This is a genomic window from Allobosea sp. TBD101, from assembly GCF_059817965.1.
This window is the reverse complement of record NZ_CM187543.1, coordinates 3,015,470-3,032,761: the sequence shown is the minus strand read 5'-3', so window position 1 is coordinate 3,032,761 and position 17,292 is coordinate 3,015,470. Positions and strand designations below refer to the sequence as shown.

The window sequence follows — 17,292 nt, the reverse complement described above, 5'->3', positions numbered from 1 at the left end:
GCTTTCGGGATGACGAGGCAATCTTACGAAGCTTGGCTCAACGCCTCGAACATCACCGCCTTGCTGCTCGTCGGGCTGGTCGAGGTTGCTGCGGTGCTGACAGCCGGGCTTTGGCAGTTAGCTACCCAAATGCCATGGAGCGCTGGAAGCTGTGCGTATCTGATCGGCATGTGGCCGGACAGGGGTGCGCTTACGGACTTGCTGTCGAGAGCCGACGATGCGTCACAGGCTGCCCTTTGCACGGTGGGGCTTTTCCCAAGAATTTCCTGCGTTTTGGCTCTGCCTATCGGCCTGATCTGGATGACGACGTACTGGGTAATTAGGGTGAGTCAGACAGGTTCTCCTTTCGTGCTGGGCGACGATCTCATTCGATTGTTCTTCATCGCCGTTTGTGTCGGCAAATTTGCAACCGGGCCATATTCAGCTTTGATTTCCGGGGACATCAGCTTGGGTGTGCTGATCGCAGTTTATCTTCTTGCTTCCCTAGTGCAGGTGTTCGTTGTTTTCTTGTTCCAGAGGAGGTTGAACGAGTTGGTGTTCATCTCCCTGCGAGATTGAAGTACTTTAGCCTGCCCGCAGCAGCCGGATCGCGACGTCACGCTCGAACAGATAGAGCAGCACGCGGATCGCCTGACCGCGCGGCGTCTCCAGATGCGGATCGCGCTCGATCAGTAATCGTGCATCGTCGCGCGCCGCCGCCAGCAGGTCGCCATCGATCTCCGGCCGGGCGATGCGCCAGTCCGGCGAGCCGGACTGCTTCGTGCCGAGCACTTCGCCCTCGCCGCGCAGCCGCAGGTCTTCCTCGGCGATGCGGAAACCGTCCTCGGTCTCCCGCATGATGGTGAGCCGCGCCTCGGCGACCGGGCCGAGCGGCCCCTTGTAGAGCAGCAGGCAGGTCGAGGCGGCTTGCCCACGCCCGATGCGCCCACGCAGCTGATGAAGCTGGGCGAGGCCGAAGCGCTCGGCATGCTCGATCACCATGACGCTGGCATTGGGCACGTCGACACCGACCTCGATCACCGTGGTCGAGACGAGGATGCGGGTTTCGCCGGCGACGAAGGCGGCCATGGCGGCGTCCTTGTCACGGCCGGGCATCTGGCCGTGCAGCAAGCCGACCTTGTCGCCGAAGATTTCGCGTAGTGCCTCGTAGCGCTCCTGCGCGGCGGCGACGTCGAGCGTGTCGGATTCCTGCACGAGGGGGCAGACCCAATAGGCCTGCGCACCGCTCTCGACCGCACGGCCGATGGCCCCGACGACCTCGTCATAACGCTCGGAGGAGACGGCGCGGGTGACGATCGGCTTCCGGCCCGCCGGCTTCTCGGAGAGGATCGAGATATCCATGTCGCCGAACCAGGTCAGCGAGAGCGTCCGGGGGATCGGCGTCGCGGTCATCACCAGCACGTCCACCGCCTCGCCCTTGGAGCCGAGCAGCAGGCGCTGGTGCACGCCGAAGCGGTGCTGCTCGTCGACCACGGCGAGCGCCAGATCACGGAAGGCGACGCCCTCCTGGAACAGCGCATGGGTACCGACGGCGATATCGATCGAGCCATCCGCCAGTCCGGCGAGCACCTGCTTGCGTCCGGCGCCCTTCTCGCGCCCGGTCAGCAGCGCGAGCTTCAAGCCGGCCTTCTCGGCCAGCGGCGCCAAGCGCTCGGCATGCTGGCGGGCGAGGATTTCGGTTGGCGCCATCAGGACGGATTGCCGTCCCGCCTCGGCGGCCGCCGCCATCGCCATCAGCGCGACCACGGTCTTGCCGGAACCGACATCGCCCTGGAGCAGGCGCAGCATCTTCTCCGGCTTGGCCATGTCGGAATGGATGTCGGCGATCGCCTTGCGCTGGCCCTCGGTCAGCTCGAAGGGCAGGGCGGACTGGATGCGGAAACGCACGCCCCCGTCGCCGGTGGTGGCACGGCCTGCGATCTTCTTCTGTTGGCGGCGGACAAGCGCGAGCGCGATCTGGCTCGCCAGCAATTCGTCATAGCCGATGCGACGGCGCGCGACCGTATCGCCCTCGGCGGCCTTCCGGTCGACCGGGTGATGCAGGGCCTCGATCGCTGCGTGGAAGGTTGGAAAGTCGCTCCTGGCGAGGAAGGCCGGGTCCTGCCATTCCGGCATCTCCGGACAGCGCTCGGCCGCCGCCTGCACGGTCCGCATCATCATGCGCTGGCCGATGCCTTCGGTCAGCGGATAGACCGGTTCGAAGGCGGGCAGGGTCGCCGCGAGCTTGGGGTCGAGGATGCGTTCGGGATGCACCATCTGGCGCATGCCCTCCCAGAGTTCGAGCTTGCCCGAGATCAGGCGGTAGGCGCCGATCGGCAGGGTCTGAGCGAGATGCCGGGAATCGGCATGGAAGAAGACGAGCGTGACGTCGCCGGTCTCGTCCTCGACGATGATGCGATAAGGCGCCTTCTTGCCGGCTGGCGCCGGGCGATGCTCGCTGACGCGGGCCGTGAAGGTCGCGACATCGCCGACGGGTGTATCCGCGATCGAGGGGCTCGGCCTACGGTCGACCGCGCCGGTCGGGAGCTGGAATAGCAGGTCGACGACGCGCGCCGGCCTCGTCTCGTCGCCGAGAAACTTGTCCAGCACCTTGCCGAGCTTGGGCCCGACACCGGAGAGCGTCGTGACGGGGGCGAAGAGCGGATCGAGGATCGAGGGGCGCAAGACGTCTCGGCAATTGTCAGGAGCGCGAAGATCGCGGCCGCTTCGCCGCTGACTTCGCCGGGTTGCGTCGCTATATAGCCTGCTCAGGCAGGCTCCGCGACGGGGCCGGCCCTATGATCATTGCGCCATCCCCCAAGGTTTTTGCCCGAGGTTCTCATGTCCGGCTCGACCCGCTCCAGCGCCGATCTCGACCCGCGCCGCCGCAAGATCCTGTTCCGTGCCTGGCATCGCGGCATGCGCGAGATGGACCTGATCATGGGCCGCTTCGCCGATGAGGCCATCGCCGGCTTCAGCGATGCCGAGCTCGACGAGTTCGAGCGGCTGATCGAGGTGCTGGACCGGGACCTGCTGAGCTGGGTGACCGGGGAGGCGCCCGTGCCATCGAATTACGACACGGACCTGTTCCGCAAGCTCAAGGCCTTCCACCATCACGACAAGCCGATTCATGTGTGAGGGCTCGGCCGGCCTCCACCGTTGTCATTCCGGGGCTTCGCGCAGCGAAGAACCCGGAACCCACGACCGGGTGAGCCGCTTGCAAACGAACACCGCAGTCGCACCCAGTCGTGGGTTCCGGGTTCGCGCCTGCGGCGCGCCCCGGAATGACAAGCGATAGTCAAAAACTGAAGCGTACCGATGAGCATTCCTCCTCCCAGCCAGATCGCCAAGCCCCAGCTCGACCGCCTGCTCGATGCGCTCAACCGCGGCGACAAGCCGACGTTGGCCGGTGTGCCGGATGGCTTCGACGCCGTCGTGCTGGCCGACCTGACCCGCGCGCGCGCCAAGAAGGCGGAAGGCGCAGCGCTGCTCGTCTTCATCGCCCGCGATGGCCAGCGCCTGCAGGTGCTTGAGAATGCGCTGCAATTCGTCGCGCCGGATCTCGAGGTGATGAGCTTCCCGGCCTGGGACTGTCAACCCTATGACCGTGTCTCGCCGGCGCCTGCCATCGTCGCGCACCGGATGACGACGCTGTCGCGCCTCGCCAAGACCAAGTCGGGCGAGCGGCCGCGCCTGCTGCTGACCACCGTCAACGCCGCGCTCCAGCGCGTGCCTGCTTTCGGCAAGGTCGCCTCGGAGAGCTTCTCGGCCGCACCCGGCAACGTGGTCGATACCGAGCAACTGGCGCGCTGGCTCGACATCAACGGATATCTACGGACCTCGACCGTGCGCGAGACCGGCGAATTCGCCGTGCGCGGCGGCATCGTCGACCTGTTCCCGCCGGGCATGCCGGCGCCGATCCGGCTCGACTTCTTCGGCGACACGCTGGAATCGATCCGCACCTTCGATCCGGAGACGCAGCGCACCACCGGGCAATTGCGCGGGCTCGATCTCGTGCCGATGTCCGAAGCGCAGATGACGAGCGAGAGCATCCGCCGCTTCCGCCAGTCCTATATCGCGACTTTCGGCACGCCCGGCCGCGACGACACCCTCTATGAAGCCGTCAGCGAAGGCCGCCGCCCGGCCGGCCTGGAGCATTGGCTGCCGCTGCTGGCGGAGAAGCTCGACACGCTCTTCACCTATCTGCCCGACGTGCCGCTGGTGCTCGACCATCAGGCCGAAGATGCGGTCGGCGAGCGCATCAGCCTGATCAAGGACTATTACGACGCCCGCAAGGCGGCGCTGGAGCAGGGCGGGGGCGGCGGCATTCCCTACAAGCCGTTGCCGCCGGACGCGCTCTATCTCTCGCCGGCCGACTGGCGCGCGGTGATGGATATCTCGGGCGTCGCCAGCCTGACGCCGTTCCAGTTGCCCGATAGCGAGGGCAAGCTGATTCTCGATCTCGGCGGCAAGCAGGGCCGCAGCTTCGCGGCCGAGCGTACCGCCGATGCCGGCGGCGTCTTCGATGCTGCGGTCGCCCATGTGAAGGCGCTGGAGGCGGACGGCAAGCGCGTCATCCTCGCCGCCTGGTCGGAGGGCTCGCGTGAGCGGCTGGCGCATGTGCTGGCCGATCACGGCCTCAAGAGCACGCAACTGACCGGCTCGCTGCGGGCCGCCTTCGACCTCAAGCCCGGCACGATCGCGCTCGCGGTCTGGGGCTTCGAGACCGGCTTCGAGGCCGGGCGGCTCGCGGTGATCGGCGAGCAGGATATCCTTGGCGACCGCCTCGTCCGTCCGCGCCGCAAGACCAAGCGCCCGCAGGACTTCATCGCCGAATTGTCCTCGCTCGCGCCGGGCGACCTCGTCGTCCATGTCGATCACGGCATCGGCCGCTTCATCGGCCTGCAGACGATCACGGCGGCAGGCGCGCCGCATGACTGCCTCGAAATCCATTATGCCGGCGATTCCAAGCTCTTCCTGCCGGTCGAGAACATCGAGCTTCTGTCCCGCTACGGCTCCGAGGATACCGAAGTCCAGCTCGACCGGCTCGGCGGCGGCGGCTGGCAGGCGCGCAAGGCCAAGCTCAAGCAGCGCATCCGCGAGATGGCCGGCAAGCTCATCCAGATCGCGGCGGCCCGCGCGCTCAAGGATGCGCCGCGCCTCATCCCGCCCGCCGGCGTCTATGACGAGTTCTGCGCCCGCTTCCCCTACGAGGAAACCGAGGACCAGCAGAACACCATCGACGCCGTGCTGGACGATCTCGCGGCCGGGCGCCCGATGGACAGGCTGGTCTGCGGCGATGTCGGCTTCGGCAAGACCGAGGTCGCGCTGCGTGCCGCCTTCGCCGCGGCACTGAACGGCAAGCAGGTCGCGGTCGTGGTGCCGACGACGCTGCTCGCGCGCCAGCATTACCGCAACTTCGCCGATCGCTTTGCCGGCTTGCCGGTTCATGTCGGACAGGCCTCGCGCTTCGTCGGCTCGGCCGATCTCAAGGCGGTGAAGCAGGGCGCCCGCGACGGCACCATGGATATCGTCGTTGGCACGCATGCGCTGCTCGGCAAGGGCGTCGACTTCAAGGATCTCGGCCTCGTCATCGTCGATGAGGAGCAGCATTTCGGCGTTGCCCATAAGGAGAAGCTGAAGGAATTGCGCGCCGAGGTGCATATGCTGACGCTCTCGGCGACCCCGATCCCGCGCACGCTCCAGCTCGCCATGACCGGGGTGCGCGAGCTCTCGATCATCGCGACGCCGCCAGTCGATCGCCTGGCTGTGCGCACCTTCGTCACGCCCTTCGATCCGCTGATCGTACGCGAGGCGCTGCTGCGCGAGCGCTACCGGGGTGGGCGCTCCTTCTATGTCGTGCCGCGCATCGAGGACATCGCCGACGTCAAGGACTTCCTCGACAAGCAGGTGCCTGAGTGCAAGGTCGGCATCGCCCATGGCCAGATGGCGGCGGGCACGCTGGAAGACGTGATGACGGCCTTCTACGAGGGCCAGTACGACATCCTGCTCTCGACCACGATCGTCGAGTCGGGCCTCGATATCCCGACCGCCAACACGCTGATCGTCCACCGCGCCGACATGTTCGGCCTCGCTCAGCTCTACCAGTTGCGCGGTCGCGTTGGCCGTTCGAAGACCCGCGCCTATGCGCTCTTCACCGTGCCGGCCAACCGCAAGCTGACCGAGCAGGCCGAGAAGCGCCTCAAGGTGCTGCAATCGCTCGACACGTTGGGCGCCGGCTTCCAGCTCGCCAGCCACGACCTCGATATCCGTGGCGCCGGCAACCTGCTCGGCGACGAACAGTCCGGCCATATCAAGGAGGTCGGCTACGAACTCTACCAGCAGATGCTGGAAGAGGCCGTGGCGGCGCTCAAGGCCGGCATCGAGTTCGAGACAGAGACGCAATGGTCACCGGCGATCCAGGTTGGCGCGCCCGTCATGATTCCCGAGCACTATGTTGCCGACCTGACGCTGAGGCTGACGCTCTACAAGCGGCTCTCGACCATGGACGACGATGCCGAATTGCAGTCCTTCGGCGCCGAATTGGTCGACCGCTTCGGCCCGCTGCCGGAGGAGGTCAACCAGCTCCTGGAGATCGTCGCGATCAAGGCGCTCTGCAAGCGCGCCAATGTCGAGAAGGTCGAGGCCGGGCCGAAGGGCATCATTGTCGCCTTCCGCAACAATGAGTTCGCGAATCCGGAAGGGCTGGTTTCCTATGTCGCGAAGATCGGCACGCTGGCGAAGGTCCGCCCTGACATGCGCGTCGTCTTCATCGACGATTTCGACACTGTCGAGCAGCGTCTCAAGGCGACGCGCCGGCTGCTGACCGATCTCGCGCGGATCGCGGAACGGAAGAAGGCGGCCTGAGCGGGCGGCGAACTTCTCCCGTCATAGAAATCCCTCGCGGGTCATCCCGGACAAGCGGCGAAGCCGCGCCGATCCGGGATCCATGCCGGAGCCTGTCGAATAGAGGTTCCGGAATGGATTCCGGGTTCTCCCTTCGGTCGCCCGGGATGACCCGCGTTGGGTCATTCTCTAAAGGTCGAAGAACACCGTCTCGTTCTCGCCGGCGAGGTTGATGTCGAGCCACCATGTCCCGTCCGGCTTGTGCTGGGCGATCAGGGTGTGGCGGCGCGCCTCGGGCACGAGCGCGAGGATCGGGTCGGTCTCGTTGCCCTCGCCATCGGCGAAATAGAGCCGCGTCGGCAACCGCTTCAGCAAGCCGCGGCCGAAGACCGAGAGCGCGATATGCGGCGCCTGAAGGCTGTTGCCGGGGCCGGGCACGCGGCCGGGTCGGATCGTGCGGAAACGGTAGACGCCGTCCTTGTCGGTCGAGGCGCGACCGAACCCGACGAAATGCCGGTCGAGCGCCACATCCGCGCGGTCGTCGTCCGGGCTGGCATAGCGACCCTTGGCGTTGGCCTGCCAGATCTCGATCATCGCGTCTTCGATCGGCTTGCCGTCGGCATCGTAGACGCAGCCGGCGAGCGCGATGACCTCGCCCTCGGGTTGACCCGAGACATTCGAGCCCGAGAGCAGGAAATGCCCCGGCGGCATCAGGTCGGGGCGGGCGCCCATCTCGGAACGACCAACGAGATCGGCGCCGCCCTTCCAGGGCAGGCCGTAATGGAAATAGGGGCCGACCGTCTGCCACGGCGTCTGGCCGAAGATCGACGGGTCCTGGCTGTCCTGCCGCGGCGCGGCGTTGCGGGATTCCAGATCCCCGCCGGAAGAGTCAGTGATCGTCGTCATGGTCGTCCTCGAACGGCGTCTGGTCGCGGCCCTTGAGCACGATGTCGAAGACATAGCCCAGCGCCCAGTTCGGCTCGGTGGTGCCGATGTCGAAGCGCGAGACCATGCGCTGGCGATAGGGCATCGGCACGGCATTCGCGATCGGGTCGATCTCGATCAGCGGATCGTCGGGGAAATACATCTGCGTGACCAGCCGCGTCGCGAAAGCGGGGCCCAGCAGCGAGAGATGGATATGGGCCGGGCGCCAGGCGTTCTTGTGGTTGCCCCAGGGATAGGCGCCGGGCCGGATCGTGACATAGCGATAGCGGCCCTGCTCGTCGGTGATCACCCGGCCGACGCCGGTGAAATTCGGATCGAGCGGCGCCGGCCAGTCGTCCTTGGCGTGGATATAGCGGCCGGCGGCGTTCGCCTGCCAGATCTCGACGACGGTGTTCGGCACCGGCCTTCCGTCCTCGTCGAGCACGCGGCCGGTCACGACGATGCGCTGACCCTGCGGCTCCGCCTTGTGCTGGGTGGTGAGGTCGGCCATCGCCGGGCCCATCAGACGCGACCAGTCGGTCGGCCCGGTCACCTCGGTCAGTGTCTGCGGGATCACGATGGGCGCCTGCCGCGGGCCGCGCGCCACAGTCGAACGGTAATCCGGGGAGAGCGAGGCCGGCTGTCCGGCATCGAGCCCCGCATAGGGAAGGATCAGGCTGCTCATGCGGCTTCTCTCCTCAGCCATGGCTCGGTGCGGGGACGCTGATCGGGCGCGCGAGCCTTGATTGCGCGGTGAGCCGGATGCCGGCATTGGCGGCGCCATATCCGGCATAACCGTCGCGCTGGACGATCTCGAAGAACAGCCCGCCATCCAGCGTCTGGGTATAGGCCTGCCGGAACGCGCCGCCGGCATCGCTGTCATAGAGGATGTTCAGCGCCTTCATCGCGTCGATCTCCTCGCCCGTCAGGTCGGAGCGGGCTTCGAGGTCGTCATAGTAGTTCTCGGGGATGGGTAGCATGGCGACACCATTGGCAACCAGCCGCTTGACGGTCGCGGCGATGTCGTCGGTCGCGAAAGCGATATGCTGCACGCCGGAGCCGAAGAAATCGGTGATGAAGCGGGCCGAGAGTGTGCGGTGGCTCTGCGAGCCGTTGAGGATGAGCCTGAGGCCATGGCCGTTCCTGCCATCTAGGCCGCTCTCGATCACCTGGCTCTGGACCACGCCGCCGGGATCGAGCACGGCCTGGCTCGGCGTCTTCCGCGTCTCGAACAGCGAGGAGTAGAACAGCAGCCAGGTCAGCATCTCCTCGTATTGCATGCTCTGCGAGACATGGTCGACGCCGGTCAGCCCGGCATGATCAGAGGCTTCACCGGTCGCCTCGAAATCGACCTCCGCCCAGCGGCCGAGCGCCGAGGTGTGGTCGAGGAAATAGAGCAGGCTGCCGCCGAGCCCGCGCACGGCCGGAATGTCGAGTTCGCCCGGCCCGACAGCGCCGGCATGCGGCACATCGAGCAATGCGGTAGCGCGCGCGATCGCGGCCTGCGCATCCGGCACGCGCAAGGCCAGCGCGCAAACCGAGGTGCCGTGCGTGATCTGATAGCTATGGGCGAAGCCGTCGGCCTCGCTGTTCAGGACGATGCGGATATCGCCCTGTTTCCAGAGATCGACATCCTTGGAGCGATGCGCGCCGGCGCGTGCGAAACCGAGCGCCCGCAGCAGCCGCTCGAAACCCGGCCGCTCGGCCTCCGACACCGCGAACTCGATGAATTCGACCGCCTCGACCGGAGCCGGCGGCGGCATCGGCACGGCGCCGGGCACCGACTTGCCGACCTGTCGCGCGGTCTCATCGAGCAGCCAGATCAGCGAGCGATGACCATCGAGCGCGACGGAACGGGCCGAGCCGGCGCGGAAGCGATCGTTGAAGATTTCCAGCGAGAGCACGCCGTCATAGCCCGTCGCGGCCAGCGCGCGCATGAAGCCGGAGAGGTTCAGGTCGCCCTGTCCCGGCAGGCAGCGCCAGTGCCGGCTCCAGGAGAGCGGGTCCATCTGCAGCAGCGGCGCATCGGCCATCTGCACCATCGCGATCCTGTCGCGCGGAATCGTGCCGATCGCCGCGAGGTCGAGCCCGCGCGCCAGGATATGGAAGGAATCCAGCACGATCCCGACCTCCGGCCGGTTGGCGCGGCGCACGATCTCCCAGGCGTCGCGATAGTCGAAGACATGCCGCCCCCAGGCCAGCGCCTCGTAGCCGACACGCAGGCCGCGGCGCCCCGCACGCTCGCCCAACTCGGCGAAATCGGCGGCGAGCCGGTCGATGCCGGGCAGGGCTTCCGGCGAAACGCTGGAGCAGACGAAGAGCAGGTCCGTGCCCAATTCCTGCAAGAGATCAAACTTGCGCTCGGCCCGGTCGAAGACGCGCTGGCGGCGCCCTTCCGGCATGCCCTCGAAATCGCGGAAGGGCTGGCAGGTCACGATGGTCAGGTCGAGATCGGCACAGATGTGCCGGACTTCCGTCGGCGAGCCGGGGAAGGCGATCAGATCGTTCTCGAAAATCTCGACAGCCTTGAAGCCGGCGGCGGCGATGGCCTCGAGCTTTTCCTGGAGCGTGCCGGAGACGCAGACGGTGGCGATCGATGGAATCACGGGAGTGCCTCCTCTCAGGCCAGCTTGGCGACAGCGCGCAAATCCTCGGCCGTGGTCGAGGGCAGGCCGAAGAATTCCAGATAGGCGGGAATCTGCTCGAACAGCATGTCGGTACCGACCTGCACGGCGCAGCCGTGTGCGCGGGCCGCAGCCAGGAAGGGCGTGATCTCCTGCGCCATCACGACCTCGCCGACGAAGGCGGAAGCGGGCAGGCGGGAGATGTCGACCGGCAGCGGATCGTCCGGCTTCATGCCGAGCGGCGTGGCGTTGACAACGAGGTCGAAGCCATCGGGGTCGTTCGAGCCGGTAGCGACGCGAAGGGCAGGGTAGTGCGCCGTCAATCGCTGGCTGAGTTCTTCGGCTGCGGATGCCTGCCTGTCGAACAGGCCCAGCTCTGCCACACCGGCCTTCGCCAGCGAGGCGGCGATTGCCGAGCCGACGCCACCCGCGCCGACGACGAGCGCGCGGGCGCCATCTAACTTATGGCCCTTGCGCAGGACGCCGCGCACGAAGCCCTCGCCGTCGAACATGTCGCCACTGAGCCGGCCATCGGCTTCGAGCTTCACGGCATTGCAGGCGCCGGCGATCGCGGCGGTCGGCGAGAGCCTGTCGACGAGGCCGGTCGTGGTGACCTTGTGCGGCATCGTCACCAGCGCGCCATGGGCGTTGGACAGGCGGAAGAACAGCTTGAGGAAATCGGGATAATCCTCGCCGCGGCAGCCCATCGGCACGACGACGGCATCGATCCCCTCCCGCTGGAAATAGGGATTGTAGATCATCGGCGCCTTGAAGCTCTCGGTCGGGTAGCCGAGATGGCCGATCAATCGCGTCGTACCCTTGATCATGCGCCAGCCCTCGCAGACGCCGGCTCGGGGGCGATCTCGACCGGAGCGCCGCTGCGCGCCGCCCGCTTCACCGCCTCGATGACGGCGAGCGTCGCCAGGCCTTCGCGGCCGGAGACGAGCGGAGCTTCCTCGCCACGGATCACCGCACAGAAATGCCGGACCTGCGCCTGCAACGGGTCTTCGGGCACGAAGGGAATGCGTTCGCGCCTGAGAGGCTCCCACCAGCCACGCTTATCGCTATGGCTCCAGAGTTCGAGCGCAGGGATCGTCAGCGAACCATGCGTCCCGCCGATCTGGTAGCAGGACTGGTCCTGACGCGGATAGGCGGGGTTCTCGCCGGTGGTCAGCTCCCAGCTCCAGGGCGAAACTACGGTGTCGGAGGCGCTGACCGTGCCGAGCGCGCCATTGGCGAAGCGCAGGATCGCGACGGCCGTCTCCTCGGCCGGATTGCCGCGCACGGCGTTGGAACTCAGCGCCTGCACGCCGGTAATCTCACCGCAGAGATAGCGGAACAGGTCGATATCGTGGATCAGGTTGATCAGGATCGGGCCGGCGCCCTCCTGCCGGCGCCAGTCGACGTCGAAATAATCGTCCGGCTTCACCAGCCAGAACTGGCCGTTGAGTGTCAGGACACGGCCGAGCCGGCCGGCATCGATCGCCTCGCGCGCCTTCCGGATCATCGGGTTGTGGCGGCGGTGGTGGCCGACGAGCAGCGGCACGCCCGCCGCCTCGGCGGCATGGACCAGCTTGCGGGCGCTGTCGACGCTGTCGGCCAGCGGCTTCTCGACCAGCATGGGGACGCCGGCCGCAACCAGCTCAAGTCCGTTGGCGACATGAAGCTGGTTAGGGGTCGCGACGATGACGCCGTCCGGCTTCTCCGGGGCGGGGAGGGCGTCGAAACCCGGATACCAGGCGACGCCGATCTCCTCGGCAAAGGCCTTGCCCGTCGGAGCGGGATCGATGATCGCCGAGAGGCTGGCGCCGGGCTCGGCCCGGACATGGACGGCGTGGCGCTTGCCGATCAGGCCCGCTCCCATCACCGCGATCTTCACCGGAGCCATCGGGTTGGTCCTCACGTGGCCGCGTCGTCGATGAGCTTGGCGATGCGCCGCAAGCCGAGCTGGTACCCTTGCGTGCCGAAGCCGGCGATGACGCCGTCCGAACGCAGGGAGACATAGGAGTGATGGCGGAAGGCCTCGCGCTTATGCACCTGCGAGATATGGCACTCGATCACCGGCCCCTCGAAGGTGTTGAGCGCGTCGAGCAGCGCGACCGAGGTATGCGTGAAGGCGGCGGGGTTGATGACGATGCCGGCGCCGTCCTCGCGCGCCTCGTGAATCCAGTCGATCAGTTCGTATTCGCGGTTGGACTGGTGAAAGCGCAGTTCCAGCTTCAGCTCCTCGGCGAGCTTGCGGCAGTCGCGCTCGACATCGGCCAGCGTCTCGTGCCCGTAGATATGCGGTTGGCGCTTGCCGAGCAGGTTCAGGTTCGGGCCGTTCAGGACATAGACGAGGCGTGACATCGTTCGCATTCCGTTGAGGTGCCCGGCGGGGCCGGACGGGTGTTTCAGTGCTTGCGCAGGATTTCGCCGAGGAATTGCCGGGTCCGCTCATGGCGGGGATTCTGGAAGAACGCTTCGGGCGGGGCCTCTTCGACGATGGCGCCGGAGGCCATGAAGATGACGCGGTTCGCCACCTGCCGGGCGAAGCCCATCTCATGAGTGACGCAGATCATGGTCATGCCCTCCTCGGCGAGCGCGATCATGGTGTCGAGCACCTCCTTGACCATCTCGGGATCGAGGGCCGACGTCGGCTCGTCGAAGAGCATGACCTTCGGCTTCATGCAGAGCGCGCGGGCAATCGCGACGCGCTGCTGCTGGCCGCCCGAAAGCTGCGCTGGATACTTCTCGGCCTGTTCGAGGATTTTCACGCGGCCGAGCAGTTGGCGGGCGGTGGCCTCGGCTTCCGCCTTGCTGGCGCCGAGCGAGCGCATCGGCGCCAGCATGCAGTTCTCCAGCACGGTCATGTGTGGGAACAGGTTGAAATGCTGGAAGACCATGCCGACCTCGCGGCGCACCGCGTCGATGGTCTTCGCGTCGTCGCCGAGCCTCGTGCCGCCGACCCGGATCTCGCCCTTCTGGTAGCTCTCCAGATGGTTGATGCAGCGGATCAGCGTCGACTTGCCGGAGCCCGACGGCCCGCAAAGCACGATGCGCTCGCCTTTGCGGACCGACAGGTTGATGTCGGTCAGGGCCTGGAACTCGCCATACCATTTCTCGACATGCATCATGGCGATCATGGCGTCCGCCGAGGCGGCGTTCTGGACGGCTGGCTGGTTCATGACCCTGACCTCGTCTCGTCGCGCGCTCAGCCCGCGGTGAAGGTGATGCCTTCGAGGCTCTCCGGGAACTTGTGCACCGGCACCTTCATCCACTTGTCGTAGACCTTCTGCAGCTCGCCATTGGCCTTGATCTTGTCGATGAAGCTGTTGATCGCGGCGTTGATCTCCTTCTCGCCGAGGCGGGTGCAGGCGCCGTTGTAGAGGTTCTGGAATTCGAGCTTGTTCTCGAACTCGCCGGGGCGGCCCTGCTCGATGCGCTGCATGTAGAAGATGTTGCCGCCGAGCGCCTGAACCTGGCCGGAGACCAGCGCCTGGATCGAGGGCGCATCGCCGTCATAGCGGCGGATGGTGGTGTTGGCCGGGGCGTTCTTGGTCACCTGCGTGTCCTGCGCCGCGCCCTTGGCGACGCCGATCGTGTAGCGGCCCATATCCTCGTTGGTGGTGATCTTGTCCTTCTTCGGGCCGATCAGCACGATGGTATTGGCGACATAGGGCTTGGAGAACTGCACGGCCTTGGCGCGCTCGGGCAGCATCGCCATGGTCGCGAACAGCACGTCGACGCGGCCGGTGGTCAGGGCCGGAATGCGGTTATTGACCTCGAGCGGCACGAACTCCACCTGCACGCCGAGTTCCTTGGCGAAAAGCGTCGCGATATCGGCGTCGAGGCCCTCCTGCTTGCCGGCCGAGTTGACGAAGCCCCACGGGGGATTATCGCCCTGGATGCCGACGACGATCTTGCCCTTGGCCTTGATCTCGGCCGGGGTGACGGCGAAGGCAGGGGTGCTCAGTACGGCCGGCATAGCCAGCGCGGCAGCGCCGGCGACGAGCAGGCTGCGGCGGGTGGTTTTCATCTTCGTCATGTTTCTCTCCCTCTTCGTGTTTGGTTGGTTCAGGCGGTGAACGGGGTGGTCAGCGCGCGGCGATGGCCATGCGGCGCTCGAGATGCGAGCCGTAGAGCGAGAGCGGCCAGCACAGCAGGAAATAGAGGATGCCGACGATCCCGAAGACGAGGAGCGGCTGGAAGATCTGGTTGGAGACGATGTTCCCGGCCCGCGTCAGCTCGGTGAAGCCGACGATCGCGGCGAGCGAGGTGCCCTTGATCAGCTGGACCAGGAAGCCGATCGTCGCCGGCAGCGAGATACGGATCGCCTGCGGCAGGATCACGTCGCGCATCCGCGAGGTATAGGACAGGCTCAGCGCCTTGGCGGCCTCGGTCTGGCCCTTCGGTACGGCCTCGATCGAGCCGCGCCAGATCTCGCCGAGATAGGCGCTGGCATGGAGCGTGAAGCCGATCGCGACCGCGACCCATGCATCGAGCTTCAGCCCGACCAGCGCGAGGCCGTAATAGACCACGAAAAGTTGCATCAGGAGCGGCGTGCCCTGGAACAGCGCGATATAGCCTGCCGTGATGCGCTCCATCAGCGGCCGCTCGGAGACCCGCATCAGCGCGATCGCGAGCCCGAACACGCCGCCGCCGACGAAGCCGACCAGCGAGAGCAGCACGGTCCATTTCAGGCCGGTGAGCAGGAAGAGGAATTCGTTCGTTCCCATCGCGCCCTCACTTCACCGGATAGCTGAAGTAGCGGGTCGAGATCGCCGCAAAGAAGCGCATCATCACCCAGGAGATCACGAGGTAGAACAGCGTGATCGTGCCGTAGACCTCGAAGGAGCGGAAACTGTCGGATTCGATCCGCTGCGCCACCGAGGTCAGCTCATAGGCCGAGATCGCCGAGGCGATGGAAGTCGTCAGCGTCAGCAAGACGAACTGGCTGGTAAGCGAGGGGAAGATCGCCCTGAGCGCCGGCTTCAGCACAATCAGGCGGAAGACCTGGGCCTTGTGCAGGCCGAGCGCGAGGCCGGCCTCGATCTGGCCCTTGCCGATCGACTGGACGCCGCCGCGGATGATCTCGATGGCATAGGCGCCGCCATTGATGCCGAGCGCGATGATCGCGGTCGGCGTCGGGTCGAGCCTGAGGCCCGCCAGCGGCAAGGCGAAATAGATGAAGAAGATCTGGACCAGGAACGGCGTGTTGCGGATGATCTCGACGAAGGCCTTCACGAGCCAGCGCACCGGAGCGATCCTGGAGTCGCGCAGGATCACGCCACCGATGCCGATGACGATGGCCAGCGCCATGCCGCTGATCGCGAGCAGGAAGGTGCCGAGGCAGCCCATCAGCAGGGCTGGCATCCCGTCGATCACCGGCGTGAAATCGAGCTTGTAGTTCATGGCGCTCCCTAGATCATCGCGCGCCCCAAGGGGCGCGAGAACGATGATCTATCTCCTTGGTGTTGCATCGGATTCATCCGAAAAGTGGAAGCCACCTTTCGGTCCGATGCAGTCTCGGTCGACCTTCTCAAAGGGGTCGATCCGGTTCCCGTCCGCAGTCGCGACACCTCTTTTCGGGTGCCTTTGTCTTCTGGCTCGCCGGCTTGCGCTCTGCCGACGACATGTTAAATGTACCGGATAGTTCATTTGGTCAAGCGCAATGTACCGCCTTGTCCATTTCGATGCGTTCGCCCGGGCTTCCGGGTTGGTTCTCTTGTGGGTGAAGCATGAGCAAGGCAGCGTCGGTGCCGAAGGCAACGGGCCGCAAGCCGGCGTCCTGGACGCAGGACCCGGAAGGCGTCCGCCGCAACATCCTGACTGTCGCGAAGGAGGAATTCGTCGAGAACGGCCTGAGCGGCGCGCGCGTCGACGAGATCGCGGCGCGGACCGCGACCAGCAAGCGGATGATCTACTACTATTTCGGGGACAAGGAGGGGCTTTACCGCGCCGTCCTCGAGGAGATGTACGAGCGCATCCGCGGCTTCGAGCGCAGCCTCGACCTCGCCAGCCTGCCGCCGGTGGAAGCGATGACGCTGCTGGCCGGCTTCACCTTCGACTACCACGCCGAGAATCCGGATTTCGTGCGGCTCGTCATGGTCGAGAACATCCACCACGCACGCCATCTCGCGACTTCCGACCGGATCGCGACGCTCAACCTCTCGGCCATCGACATGATCCGCGAGGCCTATGAGCGCGGCGTGGCGGCCGGGCTGTTCCGGCCGGGCATCGAGGCGCTGGACATCCATCTGACGATCAGCGCGCTGGCCTTCTACAACGTCTCCAACCGCGCCAGCATCCGCCAGGTCTTTGGCCATGACATGGGTGCGCCCGAGGCGCTGGTGCGCCGCCGCGCCGCCGCGATCGACACGGTGCTGCGCATGCTGCGCGCCTGAAGCCTTGAGGGGCAGGGCAGGCGAAGGCATCGCCGTCAGCTCCGCGCCGCGACGAGGCCTGCCATCGCCTGGATGGCGAGTTCGTAGCCGGCTGCTCCCAGGCCGATGATGATGCCGGTCGCGGTCCGCGAGACCAGAGAGTTGTGATAAATGCTCTCGCGTGCATGCACATTCGAGATGTGCAATTCGATCTTCGGGCCATCGAACATCTTGAGCGCATCGAGCAGCGCGACGGACGTGAAGGTGTAGCCGGCCGGGTTGATGATGATCCCACAGGCCTCCTGCCGCGCCTGATGCACGCTCTCAACCAGCTCGCCCTCGAAATTGGTCTGGCGGAAGTCGACCGCGAAACCGAGCGAAACCGCCTTCGCCACGCAGCGCTCCCTGATCTCGGCGAGCGTGGTCGAGCCGTAGATATGCGGCTCGCGCTGCCCGAGCAGGTTCAGGTTGGGGCCGTTCAGGATGAAAATCCGGCGTGATGCCGCAGCTTCCGTGTCCGCCATGACATCCTCCCAGGCGAAGCTCTGATGGCC

Annotated in this window: 16 protein-coding genes; 4 read left to right on the top strand and 12 right to left on the bottom strand. The window is 66.2% G+C overall.

Features of this window, described 5'->3' with window-relative positions:
* Nucleotides 1-9 precede the first annotated feature (9 nt).
* Nucleotides 10-558 (top strand): hypothetical protein, encoded by a 549-nt coding sequence (locus AC6RIC_RS14855; RefSeq protein WP_499732908.1) that lies wholly within the window; start codon nt 10-12, stop codon nt 556-558.
* A 6-nt stretch (nt 559-564) separates the two neighbouring features.
* Here AC6RIC_RS14855 and recG read toward each other — a convergent pair whose 3' ends face one another.
* Nucleotides 565-2,664, bottom strand: coding sequence for an ATP-dependent DNA helicase RecG (recG, locus tag AC6RIC_RS14850; protein ID WP_499732907.1), 2,100 nt, complete (start codon nt 2,662-2,664; stop codon nt 565-567).
* Between the two features lie 156 nt (nt 2,665-2,820).
* Here recG and AC6RIC_RS14845 point away from each other — a divergent pair, with 156 nt between their 5' ends.
* Nucleotides 2,821-3,117, top strand: coding sequence for an FAD assembly factor SdhE (locus AC6RIC_RS14845; protein ID WP_499732906.1), 297 nt, complete (start codon nt 2,821-2,823; stop codon nt 3,115-3,117).
* Nucleotides 3,118-3,297: 180 nt separating this feature from the next.
* On the top strand, nt 3,298-6,846 hold the full coding sequence (gene mfd / locus AC6RIC_RS14840) for a transcription-repair coupling factor (protein ID WP_499732905.1): 3,549 nt from the start codon (nt 3,298-3,300) through the stop codon (nt 6,844-6,846).
* A gap of 168 nt (nt 6,847-7,014) precedes the next feature.
* On the opposite strand, the gene pcaG is transcribed toward mfd, so the two are convergent.
* The 10 genes from pcaG to AC6RIC_RS14790 form a co-directional block, all read right to left on the bottom strand.
* Nucleotides 7,015-7,731 (bottom strand): protocatechuate 3,4-dioxygenase subunit alpha, encoded by a 717-nt coding sequence (gene pcaG, locus AC6RIC_RS14835; RefSeq protein ID WP_499732904.1) that lies wholly within the window; start codon nt 7,729-7,731, stop codon nt 7,015-7,017.
* Nucleotides 7,715-8,434 carry a protocatechuate 3,4-dioxygenase subunit beta gene (gene pcaH, locus AC6RIC_RS14830; RefSeq protein ID WP_499732903.1) on the bottom strand — a complete coding sequence of 240 codons (720 nt, stop codon included), beginning with the start codon at nt 8,432-8,434 and terminating at the stop codon, nt 7,715-7,717. The genes pcaG and pcaH overlap by 17 nt, the downstream gene beginning before the upstream one ends.
* Nucleotides 8,435-8,447: 13 nt before the next feature.
* Nucleotides 8,448-10,355: a bifunctional sugar phosphate isomerase/epimerase/4-hydroxyphenylpyruvate dioxygenase family protein gene (locus AC6RIC_RS14825; RefSeq protein ID WP_499732902.1), complete on the bottom strand. Its 1,908-nt coding sequence runs from the start codon at nt 10,353-10,355 to the stop codon at nt 8,448-8,450.
* Nucleotides 10,356-10,369: 14 nt separating this feature from the next.
* Nucleotides 10,370-11,200 carry a shikimate dehydrogenase family protein gene (locus AC6RIC_RS14820; RefSeq protein ID WP_499732901.1) on the bottom strand — a complete coding sequence of 277 codons (831 nt, stop codon included), beginning with the start codon at nt 11,198-11,200 and terminating at the stop codon, nt 10,370-10,372.
* A complete protein-coding gene (locus tag AC6RIC_RS14815; RefSeq protein ID WP_499732900.1) occupies nt 11,197-12,261 on the bottom strand; it encodes a Gfo/Idh/MocA family protein in 1,065 nt (354 codons plus the stop codon). Before AC6RIC_RS14815 ends, AC6RIC_RS14820 begins: the two co-directional genes overlap by 4 nt.
* 11 nt (nt 12,262-12,272) lie before the next feature.
* A complete protein-coding gene (gene aroQ, locus AC6RIC_RS14810) occupies nt 12,273-12,722 on the bottom strand; it encodes a type II 3-dehydroquinate dehydratase (RefSeq protein WP_499732899.1) in 450 nt (149 codons plus the stop codon).
* Between the two features lie 44 nt (nt 12,723-12,766).
* Complete coding sequence (locus tag AC6RIC_RS14805) at nt 12,767-13,498, bottom strand: amino acid ABC transporter ATP-binding protein (RefSeq protein WP_499736606.1); 732 nt, start codon at nt 13,496-13,498, stop codon at nt 12,767-12,769.
* Between the two features lie 68 nt (nt 13,499-13,566).
* Nucleotides 13,567-14,400 (bottom strand): transporter substrate-binding domain-containing protein, encoded by an 834-nt coding sequence (locus AC6RIC_RS14800; RefSeq protein WP_454656971.1) that lies wholly within the window; start codon nt 14,398-14,400, stop codon nt 13,567-13,569.
* A gap of 49 nt (nt 14,401-14,449) precedes the next feature.
* Nucleotides 14,450-15,091: an amino acid ABC transporter permease gene (locus AC6RIC_RS14795; RefSeq protein ID WP_454656970.1), complete on the bottom strand. Its 642-nt coding sequence runs from the start codon at nt 15,089-15,091 to the stop codon at nt 14,450-14,452.
* 7 nt (nt 15,092-15,098) lie between these two features.
* The gene (locus AC6RIC_RS14790; protein WP_499732898.1) at nt 15,099-15,767 is read right to left on the bottom strand and encodes an amino acid ABC transporter permease; all 669 of its coding nucleotides are present in this window, start codon (nt 15,765-15,767) and stop codon (nt 15,099-15,101) included.
* Nucleotides 15,768-16,093: 326 nt separating this feature from the next.
* On the opposite strand from AC6RIC_RS14790, the gene AC6RIC_RS14785 reads away from it, so the two are divergent.
* Nucleotides 16,094-16,759 carry a TetR/AcrR family transcriptional regulator gene (locus tag AC6RIC_RS14785; protein ID WP_454656968.1) on the top strand — a complete coding sequence of 222 codons (666 nt, stop codon included), beginning with the start codon at nt 16,094-16,096 and terminating at the stop codon, nt 16,757-16,759.
* Between the two features lie 35 nt (nt 16,760-16,794).
* Here the strand turns inward: AC6RIC_RS14785 and aroQ (AC6RIC_RS14780) are convergent, their stop codons facing one another.
* Nucleotides 16,795-17,262 carry a type II 3-dehydroquinate dehydratase gene (gene aroQ / locus AC6RIC_RS14780; RefSeq protein ID WP_499732897.1) on the bottom strand — a complete coding sequence of 156 codons (468 nt, stop codon included), beginning with the start codon at nt 17,260-17,262 and terminating at the stop codon, nt 16,795-16,797.
* Between the last annotated feature and the right edge of the window lie 30 nt (nt 17,263-17,292).